Source organism: Cohnella panacarvi Gsoil 349, assembly GCF_000515335.1.
GTDB lineage: Bacteria > Bacillota > Bacilli > Paenibacillales > Paenibacillaceae > Cohnella > Cohnella panacarvi.
In genome coordinates this window covers 4,555,409-4,575,817 of sequence record NZ_KI911563.1, presented here as the reverse complement: position 1 = coordinate 4,575,817, position 20,409 = coordinate 4,555,409, and the positions used below count along the sequence as shown (strand labels likewise).

General features: G+C 56.2%; 21 protein-coding genes. 3 read left to right on the top strand and 18 right to left on the bottom strand.

The genetic code is table 11. From position 1 onward, the window contains the following. Positions 1-11: 11 nt before the first annotated feature. From COHPA_RS0121815 to COHPA_RS0121740, 16 genes are all read right to left on the bottom strand, one after another. Positions 12-446 (bottom strand): NUDIX hydrolase, encoded by a 435-nt coding sequence (locus tag COHPA_RS0121815; protein WP_027088271.1) that lies wholly within the window; start codon positions 444-446, stop codon positions 12-14. 87 nt (positions 447-533) lie between these two features. Next, the gene (gene mtaB / locus COHPA_RS0121810) at positions 534-1,883 is read right to left on the bottom strand and encodes a tRNA (N(6)-L-threonylcarbamoyladenosine(37)-C(2))-methylthiotransferase MtaB (protein WP_027088270.1); all 1,350 of its coding nucleotides are present in this window, start codon (positions 1,881-1,883) and stop codon (positions 534-536) included. A gap of 2 nt (positions 1,884-1,885) precedes the next feature. Continuing rightward, positions 1,886-2,656 carry a 16S rRNA (uracil(1498)-N(3))-methyltransferase gene (locus COHPA_RS0121805; RefSeq protein ID WP_027088269.1) on the bottom strand — a complete coding sequence of 257 codons (771 nt, stop codon included), beginning with the start codon at positions 2,654-2,656 and terminating at the stop codon, positions 1,886-1,888. Positions 2,657-2,728: 72 nt separating this feature from the next. Then, the gene (locus COHPA_RS0121800) at positions 2,729-3,415 is read right to left on the bottom strand and encodes a site-2 protease family protein (protein ID WP_027088268.1); all 687 of its coding nucleotides are present in this window, start codon (positions 3,413-3,415) and stop codon (positions 2,729-2,731) included. Further along, positions 3,412-4,410: a 50S ribosomal protein L11 methyltransferase gene (gene prmA / locus COHPA_RS0121795; protein ID WP_027088267.1), complete on the bottom strand. Its 999-nt coding sequence runs from the start codon at positions 4,408-4,410 to the stop codon at positions 3,412-3,414. The genes COHPA_RS0121800 and prmA overlap by 4 nt, the downstream gene beginning before the upstream one ends. 131 nt (positions 4,411-4,541) lie before the next feature. Continuing rightward, complete coding sequence (locus COHPA_RS0121790) at positions 4,542-4,835, bottom strand: hypothetical protein (protein WP_027088266.1); 294 nt, start codon at positions 4,833-4,835, stop codon at positions 4,542-4,544. 6 nt (positions 4,836-4,841) lie between these two features. Further along, positions 4,842-5,006 (bottom strand): YfhD family protein, encoded by a 165-nt coding sequence (locus COHPA_RS25320; RefSeq protein WP_084760877.1) that lies wholly within the window; start codon positions 5,004-5,006, stop codon positions 4,842-4,844. Positions 5,007-5,382: 376 nt separating this feature from the next. After that, positions 5,383-6,501, bottom strand: a complete 1,119-nt coding sequence (dnaJ, locus tag COHPA_RS0121780) for a molecular chaperone DnaJ (protein WP_027088265.1) — start codon at positions 6,499-6,501, stop codon at positions 5,383-5,385. Positions 6,502-6,638: 137 nt separating this feature from the next. Further along, entirely contained in the window at positions 6,639-8,498 is a 1,860-nt protein-coding gene (gene dnaK, locus COHPA_RS0121775; protein WP_027088264.1) for a molecular chaperone DnaK, read from the bottom strand. Between the two features lie 79 nt (positions 8,499-8,577). Then, entirely contained in the window at positions 8,578-9,168 is a 591-nt protein-coding gene (gene grpE / locus COHPA_RS0121770; RefSeq protein WP_027088263.1) for a nucleotide exchange factor GrpE, read from the bottom strand. 51 nt (positions 9,169-9,219) lie between these two features. Beyond that, the gene (gene hrcA / locus COHPA_RS0121765) at positions 9,220-10,245 is read right to left on the bottom strand and encodes a heat-inducible transcriptional repressor HrcA (protein WP_027088262.1); all 1,026 of its coding nucleotides are present in this window, start codon (positions 10,243-10,245) and stop codon (positions 9,220-9,222) included. A gap of 137 nt (positions 10,246-10,382) precedes the next feature. Beyond that, positions 10,383-10,883: an N-acetyltransferase gene (locus tag COHPA_RS0121760; protein WP_027088261.1), complete on the bottom strand. Its 501-nt coding sequence runs from the start codon at positions 10,881-10,883 to the stop codon at positions 10,383-10,385. A 101-nt stretch (positions 10,884-10,984) separates the two neighbouring features. Continuing rightward, the gene (locus tag COHPA_RS25740; protein ID WP_156926722.1) at positions 10,985-11,143 is read right to left on the bottom strand and encodes a hypothetical protein; all 159 of its coding nucleotides are present in this window, start codon (positions 11,141-11,143) and stop codon (positions 10,985-10,987) included. 6 nt (positions 11,144-11,149) lie between these two features. Beyond that, positions 11,150-12,361 carry a Ger(x)C family spore germination protein gene (locus COHPA_RS0121750; protein ID WP_027088260.1) on the bottom strand — a complete coding sequence of 404 codons (1,212 nt, stop codon included), beginning with the start codon at positions 12,359-12,361 and terminating at the stop codon, positions 11,150-11,152. After that, positions 12,354-13,460, bottom strand: a complete 1,107-nt coding sequence (locus tag COHPA_RS0121745; RefSeq protein ID WP_027088259.1) for a GerAB/ArcD/ProY family transporter — start codon at positions 13,458-13,460, stop codon at positions 12,354-12,356. The genes COHPA_RS0121750 and COHPA_RS0121745 overlap by 8 nt, the downstream gene beginning before the upstream one ends. Before the next feature lie 8 nt (positions 13,461-13,468). Beyond that, positions 13,469-14,977, bottom strand: coding sequence for a spore germination protein (locus COHPA_RS0121740; protein WP_027088258.1), 1,509 nt, complete (start codon positions 14,975-14,977; stop codon positions 13,469-13,471). A gap of 148 nt (positions 14,978-15,125) precedes the next feature. Between COHPA_RS0121740 and COHPA_RS0121735 the strand changes: the two genes are divergently transcribed. From COHPA_RS0121735 to COHPA_RS0121725, 3 genes are all read left to right on the top strand, one after another. Further along, entirely contained in the window at positions 15,126-15,902 is a 777-nt protein-coding gene (locus COHPA_RS0121735) for a hypothetical protein (RefSeq protein ID WP_035119726.1), read from the top strand. Positions 15,903-15,918: 16 nt separating this feature from the next. Then, the gene (locus COHPA_RS0121730; RefSeq protein WP_027088256.1) at positions 15,919-16,395 is read left to right on the top strand and encodes a hypothetical protein; all 477 of its coding nucleotides are present in this window, start codon (positions 15,919-15,921) and stop codon (positions 16,393-16,395) included. A gap of 134 nt (positions 16,396-16,529) precedes the next feature. After that, entirely contained in the window at positions 16,530-17,069 is a 540-nt protein-coding gene (locus COHPA_RS0121725) for a DUF1572 family protein (protein WP_027088255.1), read from the top strand. Here COHPA_RS0121725 and hemW read toward each other — a convergent pair. Both hemW and lepA read right to left on the bottom strand, forming a co-directional pair. After that, positions 17,066-18,241, bottom strand: a complete 1,176-nt coding sequence (hemW, locus tag COHPA_RS0121720) for a radical SAM family heme chaperone HemW (protein ID WP_027088254.1) — start codon at positions 18,239-18,241, stop codon at positions 17,066-17,068. The genes COHPA_RS0121725 and hemW overlap by 4 nt on opposite strands. A 343-nt stretch (positions 18,242-18,584) precedes the next feature. Then, positions 18,585-20,402, bottom strand: coding sequence for a translation elongation factor 4 (lepA, locus tag COHPA_RS0121715; RefSeq protein WP_027088253.1), 1,818 nt, complete (start codon positions 20,400-20,402; stop codon positions 18,585-18,587). Positions 20,403-20,409: the final 7 nt, after the last annotated feature.

Sequence of the window (20,409 nt, the reverse complement as noted above, 5' to 3'; positions counted from 1 at the left end):
CCCGCTTCGCTTCAGCGTAAAACTTGGTGTCCGAGCTTGTCTAGCGCCGCTCTCACAAGCTCGTTATTGTTGTCGTACCCTCTCGACCGCTGCAGTTCCCAGGCGCGATCCGGAGAATACCAGCCTACGCCGGCGATCTCTTCGACTTGGGCGACATGTTCCCCTTCGCGCGCTTCGACGAGAAAATAATGAACGGTTTTCTCGACTTTGCCGAGCGTCTCGTGCTCGTACGCGTAGCCGCCAACCGAAATTTTATCGATCAGCTTGCCGACGATTCCGGTTTCCTCCTCGATTTCGCGCAACGCCGTCTGTTCGATCGTTTCTCCCGGCTCCATTTTGCCCTTGGCGATCGTCATCTTGCCGAACCTGTCTTCGATGAGCTGGATTTCCAATCGTCCTTCGCGCCGTCTATATACGACGCCTCCGGCAGATACTTCTTTAACCATCCGCTGATCTCTCCCCCGAGTACGAGAAAAAGACTTCACTCCGGGCTGCGCTCGACCGCTTCCCGGAATGAAATCTTTCCTCTTCGTTTATGCTTGCAGCGCGACCGGACGATCCGAGTCGATGACTTCGAGCAATTGTCCTTTGCACTCGTTAACGCCCGAATCCGTAATCCGCACTCTGCACAGTTTGCCGATGAACGACGGATCACCATTCAAGACGACTTGAATGTAATTGTCCGTGTAGCCGGACACGAGCCCTTGGCCTTCGCGGCCTTTGGCTTCGCGTTCCGGAATAACGTCGAGCGCTTTGCCTACCCACTCTCGGCCATAGGCTGCTTGCATCCGCTCCGACAGGTCTATCAGCTTGTGCACGCGCTCGTGCTTCACTTCTTCGTCCACCTGATCTTCCATGCGGGCAGCGGGAGTTCCCGTGCGCTTGGAATAAGGGAACACGTGCATTTCGGCGAATTTCATCCGCTCCATGAATCGGTAGCCGTTCTCGAACTGCTCCTCCGTCTCGCCCGGAAAGCCGACGATGACGTCCGTCGTAATCGCAACGCCGGGCATCGCTTCATGAATGCGGCGAATCTTCTCGGCGAATTCGGCGGTCGTATATTTGCGGCGCATCCGCTTCAGGATCGCATCGTCGCCGGCTTGCAGCGGAATGTGCAGATGACGGCACATCTTCGGCGAACCGTTAAGCACCGCGATCATCTCGTCGTCGATCTGCGACGCTTCGATCGAGCTGATCCGGATGCGCTCAAGCCCGTCGATCCGATCGAGATCCTTCAGAAGATTCGCGAGACGGTAGTTCTCGAGATCGTCGCCGTAGCCGCCCGTATGAATGCCGGTCAGGACGATCTCCTTGTAGCCCGCGGCGACGAGCTGCCTTGCTTGGTTCAGCACGCTCTCCGGCTTCCGGCTGCGCGACAGGCCGCGCGACCACGGAATGATGCAGAACGTGCAGAAGTTGTTGCAGCCCTCCTGGATCTTAAGGAAAGCGCGCGTCCGGTCGGAAAAGTCGGGTACGTCCAGCTCTTCGAATTCGCGCGTCTTCATAATGTTGCGCACCGCGTTCATCGGCTTGCGGTCGCTTTGGATGTCCGCGATATAGGTCATGAGCTTGTCGCGGTCTTGCGTGCCCACGACGAGGTCGACGCCGGGAATCGCCATGATCTCCGCAGGCGACGTCTGCGCGTAGCAGCCGGTTACCGCGATGATCGCTTCCGGGTTGCGGCGCACGGCGCGGCGAATGATCTGGCGGCTCTTCTTGTCGCCCGTATTCGTTACCGTGCAAGTATTAATGACATACACGTCGGCCGCCTTCTGTTCGAAGTCGACTTGCTCGTAGCCTTCGTTCTTGAACAACTGCCAGATCGCTTCCGTATCGTAAAAGTTGACTTTGCAGCCAAGCGTATAGAATGCCACGTTAGGCATCGTTAATCTCCTCCTAGCTCGCCGGACGCATAAGCGATGCACGCGAGAGCGTATAACGCCGCCGTCTCCGTCCGCAATATTCGTTTGCCTAAGCCGATCGGCTTTGCTCCTGCCGCCGCAGCCGCTTCCGCTTCCCGTTCGTCGAAGCCGCCTTCCGGGCCGACGACGATCAGGATGCGCGGCTTTCCGCCTTCCGCCTGCTTCGCCGCGAACTCAGTCAGTACGCGCCGAAGCCCGTTCCCCGCGCGACCCTCTTCTTCGTAACAGAGAAGAACGAGGTCGTACTCGGCGAACCGGCCGATCAGCGACTTCCATGAGCTAACCGCCATCACCTCGGGCACGACGCCCCGATGGCTTTGCTCCGCCGCTTCCTTGGCGATTCGGCGCCAGCGTTCGACGCGCTTCGCTTCCTTGCGCTCGTCGTACTGGACGACGGTGCGTTGGGATAGGAACGGCAGGAATACCGCAGCTCCCGCTTCCGTTCCTTTCTGGATGACGGTCTCGAGCTTGTCTCCTTTGGGCAAGCTTTGAGCGACCGTCACGCGCCATGCCATCTCGGATTCGGCGAAACGTTCCTCTACGATCTCCGCGCGAACGATATCTTTATCGACCGTGACGACCTTCGCTAAAGCTTCTCGTCCCGATCCATCGCATACGATAAACTTGTCGCCGGGCCTAGCTCTCATAACCTGAGCCAGATGCCGGGCATCATCGCCTTCCAGCACCGCGGTATGCCCGCTAATCTGCGCCGGAGCAACGAAATAACGCTGCATGACCATAGCCTCCCGATTGTGTTCCATCCCACATCATACCGCGAATAGACAGCTTTCGCCATAATCCTTTATTTAGAACCGCCACCAGTAAAAGTAGCTGTCCGAGAATAGTGTCGTAAGGATGTCAACGAACGTTCGGATGATCGGGATACGCATATCCATCAGCGGACCGATCGTGGAATCCCTTAGCGGCGGAACGAAGATCAGCAGCAAGAAGACGAACGTCACCCATTGCGCCTTCTCTTGGATCTGTATCCGCGTGCGGATCGGCAGGAACTCTTCGATGATTCGATATCCGTCCAACGGCGGCACCGGGATCAGATTGAAAATGAAGAGAGCGAGATTGATCTGAAGCCATAAAAGAATGAATTCGTTTAATCTATCGATAAAAGAGGATTCCGCGAAAACGCCGAACGCGTGCAGAATATCGACGAACAGCATCAAGACGAACGCCAGCAGCAAGTTGCTGATCGGTCCGGCGGCCGTCACGAGAATGCTCATGAGTCGCGGATTTTTGAAGCGGCTGCGGCGAACCGGCACGGGCTTCGCCCAACCGAAGCCCGCGATCAGAAGAAACAGCATGCCCATCCAATCTAAATGCGCGCGCGGATTCAGCGTTACGCGTCCTTCGCGGTATGCGGTATCGTCCCCGAATTTCCAAGCCGTCCATGCGTGTGCCCATTCATGAACGGTGAACGCGATCAACATAATGAATATGATGACCGGCAAGTCCTTGATATCGAACCAGAATAGACTCACTCTTCATCCCCCTTAGGCTTGCCGGCAACGAACGCCACCCAATCTTCTTGCCGGAGCTTGTCGACGATCTCGAAGCCTGCCGCGAGCAGCCCCGCTTCGACCGCAAGCTCTTTATTCTTGTAGATGCCCGAGCAAATATAGATGCCGCCCGGCTTCAACACGTTCATGACGTCGTCGATGAACAGCAGAATAATCTCGGCGAGGATGTTGGCGACGACGATGTCGACGGGCGGCTTCACGCGATTACGCGCCGCAATCTCGCCCTCATTATCCCCTTCGCTCAGAACGCCGAGCAAATCGCTCTCCCGCGCTTCGATAACGTCCTGCAGCCCGTTCTGCGCGATATTCTCCTTCGCGTTCGTTACCGCCATCGGATCCAGATCGACGGCCAGCACTTTGTCGGCGCCGAGCTTAATCGCACCGATCGACAGAATGCCCGAACCCGTCCCGACGTCGATCACCTGCTCGCCGCCGGAAATCGCGCTATCCAGCGCCTTCAAGCAGAGCGCGGTCGTCGGATGCGTTCCCGTGCCGAAAGCCATGCCCGGATCGAGTTCGATGATCAACTCGCCTTCGCGGCTTGGCGCATACTCTTCCCATGTCGGCTTGATCGTCAACCGCTCCGTTACCGCGATCGGCTTGAAGTATTTTTTCCAGGCGTGCGCCCAATCGTCCTCGTGAACGTCGCCCATAGCGATCGTAAACTCGCCCGCGTCATAGCCGTATTCGGGCAGCTCCCGCATAAGAACGCGCATCTGTTCCGCGATCGCGGCCATGTCGGTGCCTTCGGCAAAATACGCCTTGATCTCGGCATAGCCTTTGCGGATATCGTTCAGCGGCCGGTCGTACAGCTCGCCGTATTTCGTATCGCGGGGCTTCGTCTCGTCCCAGCCTTCTTCGACCGAGACGCCCCCGGCGCCTAACTCCGTCAAATAGTATGTAACCATCTCTTGGGACGACTCCGCCGCCAAGACGGTCAATTCATGCCACCGCAATGAAGTTTCCTCCTATGTATACCAGCCCTGCAATCCGCGAGCATTCGTAACCTCCATTATACACGTTACGATTTGCTCGGCGCAAAGGCGCGCAAAAGCGCGCCTCCGCATAGGAGACGCGCGCGAACTTGCTATGACAATATTCCGCCCGCGTCGCGAATGACCGAACGCGCTTGCTCGGTAGCCGAACCCGGCACGTTGACGGATAACGAATACAACGCTTTCGGACTGGCGATTTCCCCTAACGTGCCGGAAGCTTCGACGGAGAACGCCGGCTGAGCGGAATCCGTGAATATCTCGTCCGATTCCGCGCTCGGGATTTTCTCGAGCCTGAATTGATCGCCGCGAAGCGCGGACAACTTGCGGATCGCCGATTCGGCTTCCTCCTGGGAGTTGAATGCCGCGTGCAAAGACTGCATCTCCACGCTAGGTCATCCTCCCTCGTAGTCTTCGACGCGCCGCGCGGCAGCTTCCGCCCGTTCCTGCGCTTCGCGGTCTTCCTCGTCGGCGAGCTCGTCGGAAAATTCTACGTCTTGGTTAGAGGCGATGGGTAGTTGGCTGCTCGTCTGTCCTTCGGAAAAATGGCGTCTGGTCATAACAGCGATTCCTCCCTCGTTGGTCGCGGGATGCGTAGGCCCGCAAATCTCCATTATCGTGCGCAGTAGGGAGCGAGGTTATTCATATGCTTTATTCCCTACTAGATGACAAGAACCTCAATCCCCGCCATTGAGCAGCGAGCGATTGAGGTCTTTTCGGGTATTTGAGTATGCCTTATCTGTATGGAATGCAGTTATTCTGGCAGTAATTCGTTTATTCAACCAAATACCTGCACGGAATACATCTCGTTCATCGCCAAACCGTCCCAAACCTCGTTTTTGACAAACTAAATGTACTTCGTGCAGTCGACGAGAAAAGCTGGTGCCCCGTCGTCAAATAACTGTACTTCATGCAGTTAGTGCATGAGTGTGACTCTTAATCCCCGAGAAACGCCCGCTTCATCCGCTCGAATATCGTCTGATGCTGCTCGTGGGTAGACTCGCCGCTCTTGGCCGCGAACTCGCGAAGCAGCTCGCGCTGGTCTTCGCTAATCTGCGTAGGCGTTACGACCGTGACCTTCACCTGCTGGTCGCCTTGGCCGTAGCCGCGAAGCTTCGGCACGCCTTTGCCTTTGAGGCGGAAATACGTGCCGGTCTGCGTGCCCGCGGGAATCTTGAGCTTCACTTTCTCGGTCAGCGTCGGGATTTCGATCTCGTCGCCCAGCGCCGCCTGCGTGAACGTGAGCGGAATTTCGCAGTAGATATCGTCGCCTTCGCGCTCGAAAAATTCGTGCGATTTCACGCGAAGCACGATGTACAAGTCGCCGGCAGGACCGCCGCGCACGCCTGCTTCCCCTTCGCCGGTCACGCGGAGCTGCGAGCCCTCGTCTACGCCGGCGGGAATCTTTACGTGAATTTTCCGTTGCTTCTTGACTTGGCCGCTGCCGCCGCACGTGCCGCAGCGCTCCTTGATGATTTTGCCGCGTCCGCCGCAGCCCGAGCAGGCCCGGCGATTAACGATGCGGCCGAAAGGCGTGTTCTGCGCCACTTCCTGTTGACCGGTGCCTCGGCAGATCGAACACGTCTCGGGCTTCGTGCCCGGCTTCGCGCCGTTGCCGTGGCAGGTGTCGCACGTCTCCGTGCGAGGAATCGTAATGTCCATTTCTTTGCCGAACACGGCTTCCTTGAACTCGATCGTCATCGTATATTGCAGATCGTTGCCGCGTTGCGGCGCGTTCGGATCGCGCCGACCGCCCCCGCCGCCGAAGAACATATCGAATATATCGCCGAAGCCGCCGCCGAAATCCGCGCCGCCTCCGCCGAAGCCCGCAGATGGGTCCTGATGGCCGAATTGGTCGTAACGCGCGCGCTGCTGGTCGTCGCTCAGCACGTCGTACGCTTCCTTCACTTCCTTGAACTTCGCTTCCGCGTCGGGCGCCTTGTTCACGTCGGGATGATATTTACGGGCTAGATTGCGGTAGGCTTTCTTGACGTCTTCCGCGCCTGCGTTCTTCTCTAAGCCAAGCACTTCGTAGTAGTCTCTTTTGTCGGCCACTTCTCCACCTCCTCGATACATTTGAATCTTCGTCGGGCTCGAATTAACTCACCCTCATGAGGAAAGTCAAAGCAGCTCCGCGCTAGGCGGGAGCAGCTTTGACTTTCAGTCTATCTATCGCTTCGCGATTCCGGGTTTTATTTCTTTTCTTCGTCGACGACTTCATAGTCGGCATCGACGACGTTGTCTTTCTTAGGAGCCGAAGAAGCCTCCGGTCCGCCTTCCGGCGCGCTCTGGCCTTCCGGCGCGCTCTGGCCTTCCGCCGCGGCTTGCTCGTACAGCTTCATCGACAGCTGTTGAACGATTTCGCTGAGCGCGTCGGCGGCTGCTTTGATTTCCTCGGCATTGTCGCCTTTCAGCGCTTCGGTTACTTTCTCTTTCGCCGCGTTGGCTTTCTCGATCTCGCTCGCGTCGACTTTGTCGCCCAGCTCTTTGAGCGTCTTGTCGACGGTGTAGACGAGTTGGTCGGCGCTGTTCTTCGTCTCGATCAGCTCGCGGCGAGCTTTGTCTTCTTCGGCATGGAGCTCTGCGTCCTTCTGCATGCGATCGATGTCCTCTTTGCTTAGACCGCTGGAGGAAGTGACCGTAATTTTATGGCTCTTGCCTGTGCCTTTGTCGAGAGCGGATACGTTAACGATCCCGTTGGCATCGATATCGAACGTAACCTCGATTTGCGGTACGCCGCGCGGCGCAGGCGGAATTTCGCTTAGCGTGAACTGACCCAGCGTTTTATTATCTCTTGCCATCGCGCGTTCGCCCTGCAGGACGTGGATTTCAACCTGCGTCTGCATGTCGGCGTACGTCGAGAACACTTGCGATTTGCTCGTCGGGATCGTCGTGTTGCGATCGATCATTTTGGTCATGACGCCGCCGGCCGTCTCGATGCCGAGTGAGAGCGGGGTAACGTCGAGCAATACGACGTCTTTAACGTCGCCTGTCAGAACGCCTGCTTGAACGGCAGCGCCCAGCGCGACGACTTCGTCCGGGTTAACGCCTTTGTGAGGCTCTTTGCCCGTCAGCTTCTTGATCGCTTCGACGACGGCCGGAATACGCGTGGAACCGCCGACGAGTACGACTTTGTGAATATCAGCAGGCGTCATGCCCGCGTCGGACAAAGCCTGACGCGTAGGGCCCATCGTGCGCTCTACGAGCGATGCCGTCAGCTCGTCGAATTTCGCGCGCGACAGCGTCAGCTCCAAGTGCTGAGGCACGCCGTCTACGACGGTAATGAACGGAAGCGAGATCGTCGTCGTCAGGACGCCGGACAGCTCTTTCTTCGCTTTCTCCGCCGCGTCCTTGAGACGTTGTACGGCCGCTTTATCTTTAAGCAGGTCAATGCCGTGCTCTTTCTTGAATTCGACGGACAGCCATTCCATGATCGCTTGGTCGAAGTCGTCGCCGCCGAGGTGGTTGTCGCCGCTCGTCGCTTTAACTTCGAAGAAGCCGTCGCCAAGCTCGAGGATACTGACGTCGAACGTACCGCCGCCAAGGTCGAATACGAGAATCGTTTGGTCTTCGGATTTCTCCAGGCCGTACGCAAGCGCGGCTGCCGTCGGTTCGTTGACGATCCGCAGCACTTCGAGGCCCGCGATCGCGCCCGCGTCCTTCGTCGCTTGGCGCTGGCTATCGTTAAAGTATGCCGGAACCGTAATAACGGCTTGCGTTACCGGTTGGCCCAGGTAAGCTTCGGCGTCCGCTTTCAGCTTCTGCAGGATGATCGCCGAAATCTCTTGCGGGGAAAACGATTTGTCGTCGATCGTTTCCTTATGGGATGTCCCCATATGACGTTTGATCGAGATGACCGTGCGGTCAGGGTTCGTGATCGCTTGGCGCTTAGCCGTCTCGCCGACGACGCGCTCTCCGTCTTTCTTGAAGCCGACGACCGACGGGGTCGTGCGGTTTCCTTCCGCGTTAGGGATGACGACCGCCTCGCCGCCTTCCATGACGGCGACGCAAGAGTTCGTCGTTCCCAAGTCTATTCCGATAACTTTACTCATTGTCGAATGCTCCTCCTCCAAGTACGCGCGCTCAGCGCGCCCGATTGATCCTTGTTTTTCTCTTAGTAACGGGCCCGTATTAACCGCTGACTTTAACCATTGCGGGGCGAATGACTTTGTCTTTCAGCCAATAGCCGGGCTGCATCACTTCTACGACGATGCCTTCCTCGTATTCGTCCGACTCCACCTGCATGATCGCTTGATGATGCTCCGGATCGAATGGCTGCCCTACCGGCTCCATCGGCTTCAAGCCCTCGGTCTCCAGCACCTGGAACAGCTGGCGGTAGATCATCTCCACGCCCTTAGCGAAAGAATCTCCCTGCGCGGCGTCGCCGTTCGTCTGAAGCGCCCTCTGGAAGTTATCCAGCACGGGAAGAAGCTCGCCTACCAGCTTCACCGTAGCGTATTGCGCTAATTCTTCTTTCTCCTTCAACGTCCGGCGACGGAAGTTATCGAAATCGGCCTGGGCGCGCAAATAACGGTTCTGATTCTCTTCCGCGAGCCGCTCCAGCGCCGCCAGCTTGGCGTCTTGTGCGCCCTCCGCCTTGGCCGCTTCGTCTTGCTCGGCCGCGGCATCGCTTGCATCGTTAGAAGATTGCTCGTTCTCCGCGATCAATTCCTCTTGCTGTTCGTCCATCGTTACAGACTCCTTCGTTTCGTTCGTGCTCATGCCGTCTACACCTCCTTACCCTGCCACCCTCTCAAGGGCGCTATGCAACTATTATTTGAATCCTCGGGACATCAGCTTGGCGATATCCCTGGATAAATAATCAAGCAAACTGATGACTTTGCCGTATTCCATGCGAACCGGTCCAAGAATGCCGATCGTGCCAAGCGACTGTCCCTCATGCGTATAAGTCGCGGTAATCAGGCTGCACTGGTTGATCGCCTCGACGGCGTTCTCCGTGCCGATTCTCACCTGGATGCCGCCCGGATGCGCTTGAATCAGCTGAGTCAGCTTCTGCGTCTCCTCCAGCATGTCGAGTATCGTCTTCGCTTTGTCGACGTCTTTGAACTCCGGCTGAGTCAGCATATTCGAAGCGCCGCTTAAGTACACTTTCGGTTCGTGTTCGTCCGTAATCGCTTGTTCGAGTATCGCGAGCACTCCTTCGCAATGATCGACATAACGGGCGAGCTCCTTGGCGATCTCGCTGTGCAGAACCGCCTTCACGCGGAAGAACGGAACGCCGGCCAATTTGTCGTTAAGCACGTTCACGATCTTGCTCATGTCGTCCATCGTGATGCCTTCCGGTATCGTTATCGTGCGGTGCTCCACGTGACCCGTGTTCGCCACGATGATCGCGACGGCCGAAGCATCGTTAATCGGCACAAGCTGAAAATGCTTCAACGTCGTGTTGAAAATCTCGGGCCCGAGCACGATCGAAGTATAATTCGTCAACTGGGACAGGATCGTTGCCGCGTGGCCGATGACGTTCTCCCAATGGTTCATTTTCTCGGCGAAAAAGGTGCGGATCTTCCGAATGTCATGCTCGGACGCGCCATCCACCGTGATGAGATGATCGACGTAATAACGGTATCCTTTAATAGAAGGAATCCGACCTGCGGAAGTGTGGGGCTGCTCGAGCAAACCCAGTTCTTCCAGATCGGCCATCTCGTTGCGGATCGTAGCCGGGCTGAAGGACACGCCGGCGCGTTTGGAAATGCTGCGCGAGCCGACAGGTTCCGCGGAACGTACGTAATCGTCGATTATGGCACCCAAGATCATTCGTTGACGTTCGCTTAACATCCTTGTGTCCTCCTTATGCGTCGTCCGCCTCTCTTTCGTTAGCACTCAAATTCATCGAGTGCTAACGGCTAATACAAAAATACCAAACCCCACTCGGTCGTGTCAAGAACGTACCGGGTAAGGTTTGGCATGCGCGACTACTGTCGCGCGTAGATCATTCCCGCCGGTTCCGGCGCGACTTCGATCCGTTTCAAGACGGCGATTTCGTCGCAATTGTGCTGCTTCGCGCAATTCACGCAATCGGTCCATACTTTCTCCGGGAAAATTTCTTTATCGACGACGCGGAAGCCGTTTTTCAGAAAGAAGGCTACCTCGTACGTAAGCGCCATGACTTTCGGAATCCGCTGCTCCTTCGCTTCGGCGATCAACAGGTCCACGAGCTTCGTACCGATCCCTTGGCCTTTGTAGCCGTCGGCGATGCCGAGCGATCGGATTTCGACGAGATCGGACCCTAGCTTGAGAAGCGAACCGCAGCCGACCAGCTTCCCATTATCATCCGCAACGACGAAGTTGCCGATGTTGCGGCCGAGCGCTTCGCGCGAGCGCGGCAGCATGATGCCTTGCTCGGCATACCCTTGTATGAGATCGTGAAGCGCGTCCACATCTTCGGACTGCGCATTGCGGCATATGACGGACATGCGGACACCTTCTTTTCGTGGAGGACTGAGTAATATGAATAAATATACAACAGTATTCAGCCAGGCACAATACCGAAAAGTCGCCCGCCGGCGACATCCGTTCAGTCTCCGGAATCCGGCTTGCGCTTCCACGGCGGATCGGTCAACTGATGCAGCTTTCGATTGATCCGATAGGCTATATGAGGGAAGATCGCGCACAACGCCGTGTAGAACCACCCGGCTCCCGACGGAGAATGCTCGTTAATAAATCTCCACATCACGGATCGTCATCCCCTTCTGATTTGTTGAATGTTCCCTACGCGCCTTACTTTCGTCCGAACCTCCACTTTGATCCGAACATGCGAGAACATCATGTCGCCGCGTTCCCAATTTCCCTCGACTTTTTGCCACAAGCGGTAATGATTCCTATACAAATAAGAGCCTATCCCAACCACGTCTTTCTTGAATTTGCGCTGCAGTTTTTCCAAGGTGTCCTCGCAGTTGCTCGCGATCGTTGACGAAACCGCTTGTTCGATTTTATCGAGAGCTTCCTGTTCCGAGAAGTTGTCCAGCGCGGTCGTCTCGTTCAACGATCCGTTGACGGATATTCTGATCGTGAACGCAAGACTACTCGGATCGCGGTTCGCCAATACGATCTTGCTGCTCGCCTTCTCCAGTTGGAGGGCGGACTCCCGACCTTCTAATTTGAAATTGACGACTCCCCCCTTGACCGTGCCTCTCATAAAATTCAAAGATTGCGTGTCCCGCCCCCGGAGCGATCCGACCATTCGGTTAGCCCTGCCGTCGATGATCGCCAAACTTTCGAGAGAAGCTTCCTCTTTCCCTTTCAATGAAACTTCAGGTATGACGAACGTCTCGTACTGAAGCAGCTTTTCCTGCACATCGCCGATGCGGACTTGAGGAGGGATAAAAGAGCTTGAGCGCCGGTTCCGATCGAAGATGTTTAAATAGATGGAAGGCAGCGGCTCGTTCGGCACTTCGAGCTCAAGCGCTTTCCGAGCCTCTTCCTTGGCGATGAGCACATGAGCGGAACGTCTCATATCGTTATCCCTAAGGAAAAAGTCGAACATATTGCCCAATCCCTCCGAGGAGCGCGCCATTGTCGAAGAGACGACGATCGTTTTCAAATGTTCCATGAACGGCAACCGGCTCGTCCGATTCGATAATTTGGCCGCGACGGCGGAAAAGGTTTTTTCTTGAACGGTGATGTTGGTGTAGGCTTTGCCTTTCCCTTCGCCGTCTCCCCCGCCGGATTTGCCTTGGCCTGCCTTGATCGCGGAAGTAGTGACGATTTGGAACGTTACCCTGTACTTACCGCTGGATTCCCCGCCGCGAGCTTGTTCAGATTGGACGGGAGCGTCGATCGCAACTCCGATGACGAAACCTCGCTGGTCGATTTCCACGCGATCCCAGCACCCGCCAATCAGCATGGTGCAGACGAGCATTGTCCCCGTCAGTTTAATCGCCCGTCTATCCATTACCCTTTATTCCTCTTGCTTTCGAGACGATGAGAAGCGAAGTCGGCACGACGCCGACGAGCACGATTCCGATATAACTCAGCCATTCTCCGAAGAGCGAAACTTCGCCGATGGTTTGAGGAGTCATGCCTATGAAATAAACGACCGGAATGATCCCGGATATCGCGACAGGCTTTCTCACGGACACCAATATCGATCTCATGCAAGCGAGAGCGACGTCGATCGATATGCTTGCCGTATTGAACACCGTCATGATCCAAATCGTGAAAAACAACGATTCGAATCGCTCGAAAAACTCGCCGGGAAGCTCGACCTCTTTCGCGAGCTCGACCGTAGGATACTGAACGTTCGCCGTGCCCTCGTTCGTGAATACGCCGATCGCAATAATATAAACAAGCAAATATAAGACAAGCGGGATAAGCACCCCGATAACCGAAGCGATCGGAGCTTTGGCTGGTTTGCGCATAAGGAACGCGTAGAACAGCACCATTTCGAAACCCAAGAACGAAAATACGCTTTCCTTGCTTGCGCCGATCAGGTCGAACGACTTGGTGACGAAAAACGGTTTCAAGTGGTTGACTTCGAACAAATTGGTGCTGAACACGAGAACGAACAACAAAATAAACAGAACGATAGGCAGAAACAATACGTTAAGCCGAAGGAGCGCGATCTGCGTGCCGGATACCGAATACGCCATCACCGCGATAAAAACGAAAGCGATCACTTCCACGGGCGTCTGATCGAATAAATATTGCTTCGAGATGTTCGCGATCATTCGGGTCTCGTACGCTCCGTAACCGATGAAATACGCGCTAAAAGCGGCTGTAATGACGATCGCGATCGGTTTCGTAACGACGGAAGACGCGAATTCGTAAAAGGTACGGCCGGGAAACTTGGATGCGAGCTTGGAAGCAATCAAAGCGAAGAAAATCGCGATCGCTCCCGCGATTAGAATCGATACCCAACCGTCCGAAGATTTCGTTATTTGCGCAATCGATCGCGGCATCGTCAACACGCCAACGCCCAAAATGATCGAAGATATCAATATCGCCATTTCCCTCGTTCCGATCTTCGCGTCGGCATAGTCGAAGGGCTTCATGCTTCTCCTCACTCCCTTTCTTTCATGCGTTTGTTCTCCACGGTTTGCATCATTTCCGGTCTTTTGCTCATTTGCATAACCGGCGCTCTAAAGAGGAAATCTTTCCAATCCTGAAGGAAAGTCGGCGCGATGGGCGTCGTATACGGCACGCCGAACGACTGCAAGTTAACGACGTGCACGTTTATGGCAATGTACGCCAAGATGATGCCGTACAGCCCGAATACGGCGGCGCATAACATAATGAAGAAGCGAAGGAGCCTCAAGGAAATCGCAAACGAATACGCAGGCAAAGCAAAAGACGTAATCGCGGTAATCGACACGATGATGACCATGATCGGGCTGACGATACCGGCTGCCACCGCGGCCTCGCCGATGACAAGTCCTCCGACGATGCCGATCGTCTGGCCGATCGGCTTCGGCAACCGTATTCCCGCTTCGCGCAGCAATTCTAACGTCACTTCCATCAGTAGGGCTTCTACGACCGCCGGAAAAGGAACGCCTTCCCGCGACCCGGCCAGCGAGAAGGCCAACTTGGAAGGCAGCATCCCGTGATGGTATTCTAGCAAGGCGATATACAAAGCCGGCAGGAACGTCGCGATGAAAGCCGCCAAATACCGCAGTACCCGCAGCGTTGTCGTGATATACCAGTTCTGATAATAATCTTCCGGCGATTGGAAGAAAGTCGTGAACGTCGCCGGAACGATCAGTTGGAAAGGCGTGCCTTCGACGATGAGCGCGATGCGGCCCTGCAATAACGCACCCGTCACTTTATCGGGACGTTCGGTGCTTGTTATCGTCGGAAAGGGGGACAAGGGATGATCCGCAAGCCATTGCTCCACGAAACCCGACCCTTCGAAATCGTCCATGTCCAGCGTATCGATTCTTCGCATGACTTCCTTGAGCAATTCGGGATTAACGATGCCTTCCACGTAGGCGACGACCAGCTCTTTACGCGCACGCCTGCCAATGACTTTCGAAACCATCCGTAGATTGTGATCTCTTATTCTTTTGCGAATAAGCGACGTGTTCGTGCGAATTTCTTCCGTGAAGCCGTCCCGCGGCCCCCGGATGATCGCTTCCGTCTGCGGTTCTTCGATCGACCGTGTTTTCCACCCTTGGCTGCTGACGACGAGCGCTTGTCGCGAGGCGTCGGAGAACAGCACCGTATCCCCGGCGAGCAACGCGTCGACGGCTTCGTTCAGATCGTTCGCGAGCGAAGCGCCTTGCAAGGGAAGCACGGAATCTTGCAGCCAAACCAAGAATCCGGGAGACGCGATAACCGCCTCGTCCAGAGGGGCTTTGCTCATCAACGGGCGCAGCAATCGCTCGTCGACGAGCGTACGGTCAACCAGTCCGTCGATGCAGCACACGACGACGCGCTCGCCTTCCGCTCCGATCGCGAGCTCCTTCAAGACTAAATCCGTCGGCGAAGCCAGCAGATCTCGTACGTATTCCGCGTTCATCGTTGCCTTGGGATCTACCGGCTTGGCGTCTGGGCGAGGAGCGAAAGCCCTCATGGCGGAAATGCCCCCTTTTCTCAACCCCACCATACGAGAAAATGGTGGAATTCGATATCCAATATTCCCCTGCATGTTGTCGATTATCCAATTCCGTCCTTGCGTCCGCCGTCGCATAATAAACAAAAATTTACAGCATCCTAGCGTTATGAAACGACATCACTTATCCGACGGGGCATCCGCCAATACCGCCCGGACGAACGGTTACGATCTAATCGCCCGCTACGATCCTCGAACCGCCGCATGGCTATCCGCAATCTTCCCCGGCTTCGGGCATCTGCTAATCAACCACAACGTGCGCGGCGTCTTTTTTACGCTGTCCGAGGTGTTCGTCAACACGTTCGCCCACGTGAACGAATCGATGGTATACACGTTTTGCGGCCAATTCGAGAGAGCTGCCGAAGAACTGAATCCGAACTGGGCGATCGGATATGCCGTCATCTATTTATTCTCCATGATGGATAGTTATCGGCTCGCGATCGACCAGAACCGACTGATCGACAGAGGCGTCAGGGGAATTAACCGCATCGCCCCGGCGTACGTCCGTTCCCAGGAATTCATCTATTCCAACGAGAAAAACCCGTGGGTCGGAGTCGCGTTCTCCTGTTTGCTGCCCGGGCTCGGTCAATTCTACGTGCAACGGTATTGGCTGGCCATCTACGGTGTTTTCTGGTCGTGGGTTTACGGCACGCTTTCGGGCTTCAATACGGCGTTGATCCGCCTGCTGCTCGGGGACATGGAAGGCGCCGCGCGGCTAGATCCGCATTGGCTGTTATTCATGCCCTCGTTAGTAGGCGGCGCCGCGCATCATACGTTCGTCTGCTGCCTGCGACAGAATCGGCTATTCCGAACGGAACAGCGCCTTTATCTATGCCGCGAATACCAACGGGCGAACATCCGTCTCGCTCGTTATCGCGGCCAATGACCGCGGAGGTGTACGGATGCTCGTTATCGGTACGTTCCCGAACGACACTAGGGTCATGCAGGCCGTGCTCGCGCTGGAGAAATCCGGGGTCGGCAAAGACAGGATGCTCGTCGTTCCGATGGATCATAGCCCGGATACGGCGAACTCGCACCGGGAGATCGGCAATCCGATATCCGGTCACACAAGCGTCGAATTCGGACTCGCCTTCGCGACCGCCGTGTCCGTAATCGGCATTAGCCGCGGCTTCATGCTCGCATGGGGGCCGATCCTATGGGGATTGATTTCGGCCGCCTCCGGTTTCGCCCTCGGATTCGGGATACATAAAGGGTGGGAAAGAAGACGGATGTCCGTCATGCGAAGGAAAAAATCGTCCGATATCACCGTCCTCGTCGAATGCGAGGCAGCCGAACGCAAGCTGATCGTCAGCGTGCTGTGGAACCACGACGCCTTCGCCGTCGGCGAATGCCCGAACGATTACGTTAACGGCGGATAAGCGAAGAAGCCTGCCCGGACTCGCCGGACAGGCTTACTTTTGTTTATGGGGGCTATAAATAATCGTATCTTGAAAATGCCCGGTCGTCGCGTATGATAAAGGGGTAACCGATAAGACGCGAAGGAGCGGTGTTCATGCCTAATCAAGACGACCTTGCCGTACAATATCTCGACACGAGCCTCTCGACTTTCAGAAGCCAAAAGAAGCTTGCCGATCGGGCGATGGAGCAATTGGACGATGCGGGATTGTTCTGGGTACCTGATCCGGAAAGCAACAGCATCGCGATTATCGCCAAACACGTAGCGGGCAACATGATTTCCCGCTGGACCGATTTCCTTACAACGGACGGAGAGAAGCCGAATCGCAACCGCGACGATGAATTCGTGGACGGCTTCACGGATAAGCAACAAGTGCTAGACCTATGGGAGCAAGGCTGGAACGTGCTGTTGGCTACGTTGTCGGAGCTGACGCCAGACGATCTGCTGCGCACGGTAACGATTCGCGAGGAACCCCACACCGTCGTCCAAGCGATCCAGCGTCAAATTTCCCACTACGGCTACCATGTCGGGCAGATCGTCTATGCGGCCAAAGCGTATCGATCGGCGCAATGGAATACGCTCAGCATCGCCAAGAACGCGTCCGCGCGGTTCAACGCGTCCATGAAACGGAGCTAGACGAAAGCGCCGAACACTTCGTTGCCGAGCAGCACGCCTTGCGGCGTCAGCCGGTATCCCCCTCGCTCGGTCCGCTCCAGCAGCCCTTGCTTCTGTAGCTTGGATAGCGCCGGACCGAACGTCTCCTCCATCGTCGCGCCGCCGAATTGGCTTCCGAAGTCTTCCTCGCGTACGCCGCCCAGCATGCGCAGACCGACCATCATGAAGTCGCCCATCGCGTCGGCCGCGTCTACCGGATTCGTCTCCAACCGCGGAAGCGCGCTGTTCGCGGCATCGATATAAGGCTGCACGCCTTTAATGTTGACGTGGCGCAGACCGTGCGCGTAACCGTGTGCGCCGGCCCCAAGTCCGTAATACGGTTCGTTGCGCCAGTACGTGATGTTGTGGCGGCTTTCGAAACCCGGCCGCGCGAAGTTGCTAATCTCGTACTGCCGATACCCTTCCCCGCTTAACCGTTCCATTAAATACTCGTACATCGCCAGCTCCTCTTCTTCCTCCGGAAGAGGCAGCTCGTCGCGCTGATAGAGCCGGTAGAACAACGTGTTCTCTTCTACTTTTAACCCGTACAACGAATAGTGGGGCAGATCGAGCTCGATCGCTTTGTTCACGCTGTCCTTGAGCTGCGCTAGCTTCTGGTTGGGCAAACCGAACATCAAGTCGATCGACAGGTTCTCAAAGCCGGCGGCTTTCGCGTTCGCGATGCTTTGCACGACGTCGCGGGCTTCGTGAATGCGGCCGATCGTCTTCAGCAACTCCTCGTCGAACGTCTGCGCGCCGAAGCTGATCCGATTGACGCCGCCTTCGCGCATCGTGGCGAGCTTCTCGGGATCGGTCGTGCCCGGGTTCGCCTCCATCGTGAACTCCGCGTTCGACGCGATCGGGAAATGCCTGCGCACGGACGCCAAGAACCGCGTCATCTGCTTCGGATCAAGCACCGTCGGCGTCCCTCCGCCTACGAACACCGTATCGATCGTCTCCGGCGGCAGCTTAGCAACCGTCAGCTTCATTTCATTGTCCAACGCGTCCAGATAGGCATCGATCGGTTGTCCCGCAGCCACGTACGAATTGAAATCGCAATAGAAGCACTTGTTCGTGCAAAAAGGAATATGGATGTACAGCGCCCGCGGGGTCCATGCGTGCAGAGGCGGACTAGTTGCTTTCATGTTGTTCATCGTTACACCACGTTTCAAGGAATAACATCGTAATAAATTACAATAGCGTTACCGGACAACGCTAGTCTCATATCCAGGCGAGTCGCGGCGCCCCGAGAGAACAAGAAACGTTGCCGTATAACGCTACAATCGTGCTTAACGGAACATCGTTCCGCTATTTCGCTCCAGATACGTCTGATACGCGGAATAGCGGAACTGACTTCCGTTATTTCCGGAATTTCAACCGATACTAACCTCGAACCGCCCTGATAACGGAACTGAGTTCCGTTATTTAGCTTGCGGCACACTTTTTCTTTGAATTAGAGGAAATGGGTTCCGTTAAGTTACTTTCAGTAGGACAAGTTTAATCTTCGTCCAGCTTCAGCACGGCCATGAACGCTTCCTGCGGCACCTCGACGTTGCCGACCTGCTTCATCCGCTTCTTGCCTTCCTTCTGCTTGTCGAGCAGCTTCCGCTTACGCGAGATGTCGCCCCCGTAACACTTGGCGAGCACGTTCTTGCGCATCGCCTTGATCGTCTCGCGGGAGACAATCTTCTGGCCTACAGCCGCTTGGATCGGCACCTCGAACATTTGACGCGGGATGAGGTCCTTCAGCTTCTCGCAAATGATTCGTCCGCGATTATAAGCACGGTCGCGGTGAACGATAAAGGACAGCGCGTCGACTTTCTCGGCATTGAGGAGAATGTCCATCTTGACCAAACTAGACTGCCGGTAACCGGACAGCTCGTAGTCGAAAGACGCATAGCCCTTCGTGCTCGACTTCAATTGGTCGAAGAAGTCGTAGACGATCTCTGCGAGCGGAATGTCGTACTTGAGCGTGACGCGGTTCGTATCGAGATATTGCATGTCGATAAACTCGCCGCGCTTGCCTTGGCAAAGCTCCATAATCGCGCCGACGTAATCGTTAGGCACGATGATGGAAGCTTTGACGAACGGCTCCTCGACGAAATCGATCTTGCCCGATTCCGGATAATCCGCCGGGTTCGAAATCTCGAGCTTCTGCCCGTCCGTCTGCATGACGTGATAAATAACGGACGGCGCCGTCGTAATGAGCGGAATGTTGAACTCGCGCTCGATGCGCTCCTGGATGATCTCCATGTGGAGCATGCCGAGGAAGCCGCAGCGGAAACCGAAGCCGAGCGCTTGGGAAGACTCCGGCTCGAAACGAAGCGATGCGTCGTTCAGCTCCAGCTTCTCCAGCGCGTCGCGCAGGTCGTTGTAGTCCGTGGATTCGATCGGGAACAGACCGCAGAATACCATCGGATTAATGCGGCGGTAACCCGGAAGCGCCTCGGCAGTCGGATTCTTCGCGTCCGTGATCGTATCCCCTACGCGCGTATCCTTCACGTTCTTGATCGATGCGGCCACGAAGCCTACATCGCCCGGACCGAGCTCGCCGACGAGCGTCTGGCGCGGCATGAACGTGCCGACTTCGACGACGTCGAACTGCGCGCCCGTCGCCATGAACTTCATCTTCGTACCCGGACGGATCGTGCCGTCGATGACGCGGATGTAGCAGACGACGCCGCGGTAGGCATCGTAGTGGGAGTCGAAAATAAGCGCTTTAAGCGGCTTGTTCCGGTCGCCGACGGGAGCCGGCACCTTCTGAACGATTTGCTCGAGAATTTCCTTGATCCCGATGCCGTTCTTGGCGGAAGCGAGCACGGCGTCGCTGGCGTCGAGGCCGATGACGTCTTCGACTTCCTGCTTGACGCGCTCGGGCTCGGCGCTCGGCAAGTCGATCTTGTTGATGACCGGCACGATCTCGAGGTTATTGTCGAGCGCGAGGTACACGTTGGCGAGCGTCTGCGCTTCGATGCCCTGCGCGGCGTCGACCACGAGGATCGCGCCTTCGCATGCCGCCAAGCTTCGCGACACTTCGTACGTGAAATCGACGTGCCCAGGCGTATCGATCAGGTGCAGCAAATACGTCTCGCCGTCGTCGGCTTTGTACTTCAGGCGCACGGCCTGAAGCTTGATCGTAATGCCGCGCTCTCGCTCGAGGTCCATCGAATCGAGCACCTGCTCCTGCATTTCGCGGGAGGTGAGCGCGCCGGTATATTCCAGAATGCGGTCGGCCAACGTCGATTTGCCGTGGTCGATGTGCGCGATAATACAGAAATTGCGGATATGGCTTTGCTTGATCGTAGGTTCTGCCATGAAAATA

What these genes read in the sequence shown, in the direction of transcription:
- COHPA_RS0121815 (WP_027088271.1), bottom strand. Translation starts at nt 446, where the DNA reads ATGGTTAAAGAAGTATCTGCCGGAGGCGTCGTATATAGACGGCGCGAA.
- mtaB (WP_027088270.1), bottom strand. Translation starts at nt 1,883, where the DNA reads ATGCCTAACGTGGCATTCTATACGCTTGGCTGCAAAGTCAACTTTTAC.
- COHPA_RS0121805 (WP_027088269.1), bottom strand. Translation starts at nt 2,656, where the DNA reads ATGCAGCGTTATTTCGTTGCTCCGGCGCAGATTAGCGGGCATACCGCG.
- COHPA_RS25320 (WP_084760877.1), bottom strand. Translation starts at nt 5,006, where the DNA reads ATGACCAGACGCCATTTTTCCGAAGGACAGACGAGCAGCCAACTACCC.
- dnaK (WP_027088264.1), bottom strand. Translation starts at nt 8,498, where the DNA reads ATGAGTAAAGTTATCGGAATAGACTTGGGAACGACGAACTCTTGCGTC.
- grpE (WP_027088263.1), bottom strand. Translation starts at nt 9,168, where the DNA reads ATGAGCACGAACGAAACGAAGGAGTCTGTAACGATGGACGAACAGCAA.
- hrcA (WP_027088262.1), bottom strand. Translation starts at nt 10,245, where the DNA reads ATGTTAAGCGAACGTCAACGAATGATCTTGGGTGCCATAATCGACGAT.
- COHPA_RS0121760 (WP_027088261.1), bottom strand. Translation starts at nt 10,883, where the DNA reads ATGTCCGTCATATGCCGCAATGCGCAGTCCGAAGATGTGGACGCGCTT.
- COHPA_RS0121750 (WP_027088260.1), bottom strand. Translation starts at nt 12,361, where the DNA reads ATGGATAGACGGGCGATTAAACTGACGGGGACAATGCTCGTCTGCACC.
- COHPA_RS0121745 (WP_027088259.1), bottom strand. Translation starts at nt 13,460, where the DNA reads ATGAAGCCCTTCGACTATGCCGACGCGAAGATCGGAACGAGGGAAATG.
- COHPA_RS0121740 (WP_027088258.1), bottom strand. Translation starts at nt 14,977, where the DNA reads ATGAGGGCTTTCGCTCCTCGCCCAGACGCCAAGCCGGTAGATCCCAAG.
- COHPA_RS0121735 (WP_035119726.1), top strand. Translation starts at nt 15,126, where the DNA reads ATGAAACGACATCACTTATCCGACGGGGCATCCGCCAATACCGCCCGG.
- COHPA_RS0121730 (WP_027088256.1), top strand. Translation starts at nt 15,919, where the DNA reads ATGCTCGTTATCGGTACGTTCCCGAACGACACTAGGGTCATGCAGGCC.
- COHPA_RS0121725 (WP_027088255.1), top strand. Translation starts at nt 16,530, where the DNA reads ATGCCTAATCAAGACGACCTTGCCGTACAATATCTCGACACGAGCCTC.
- hemW (WP_027088254.1), bottom strand. Translation starts at nt 18,241, where the DNA reads ATGAACAACATGAAAGCAACTAGTCCGCCTCTGCACGCATGGACCCCG.
- lepA (WP_027088253.1), bottom strand. Translation starts at nt 20,402, where the DNA reads ATGGCAGAACCTACGATCAAGCAAAGCCATATCCGCAATTTCTGTATT.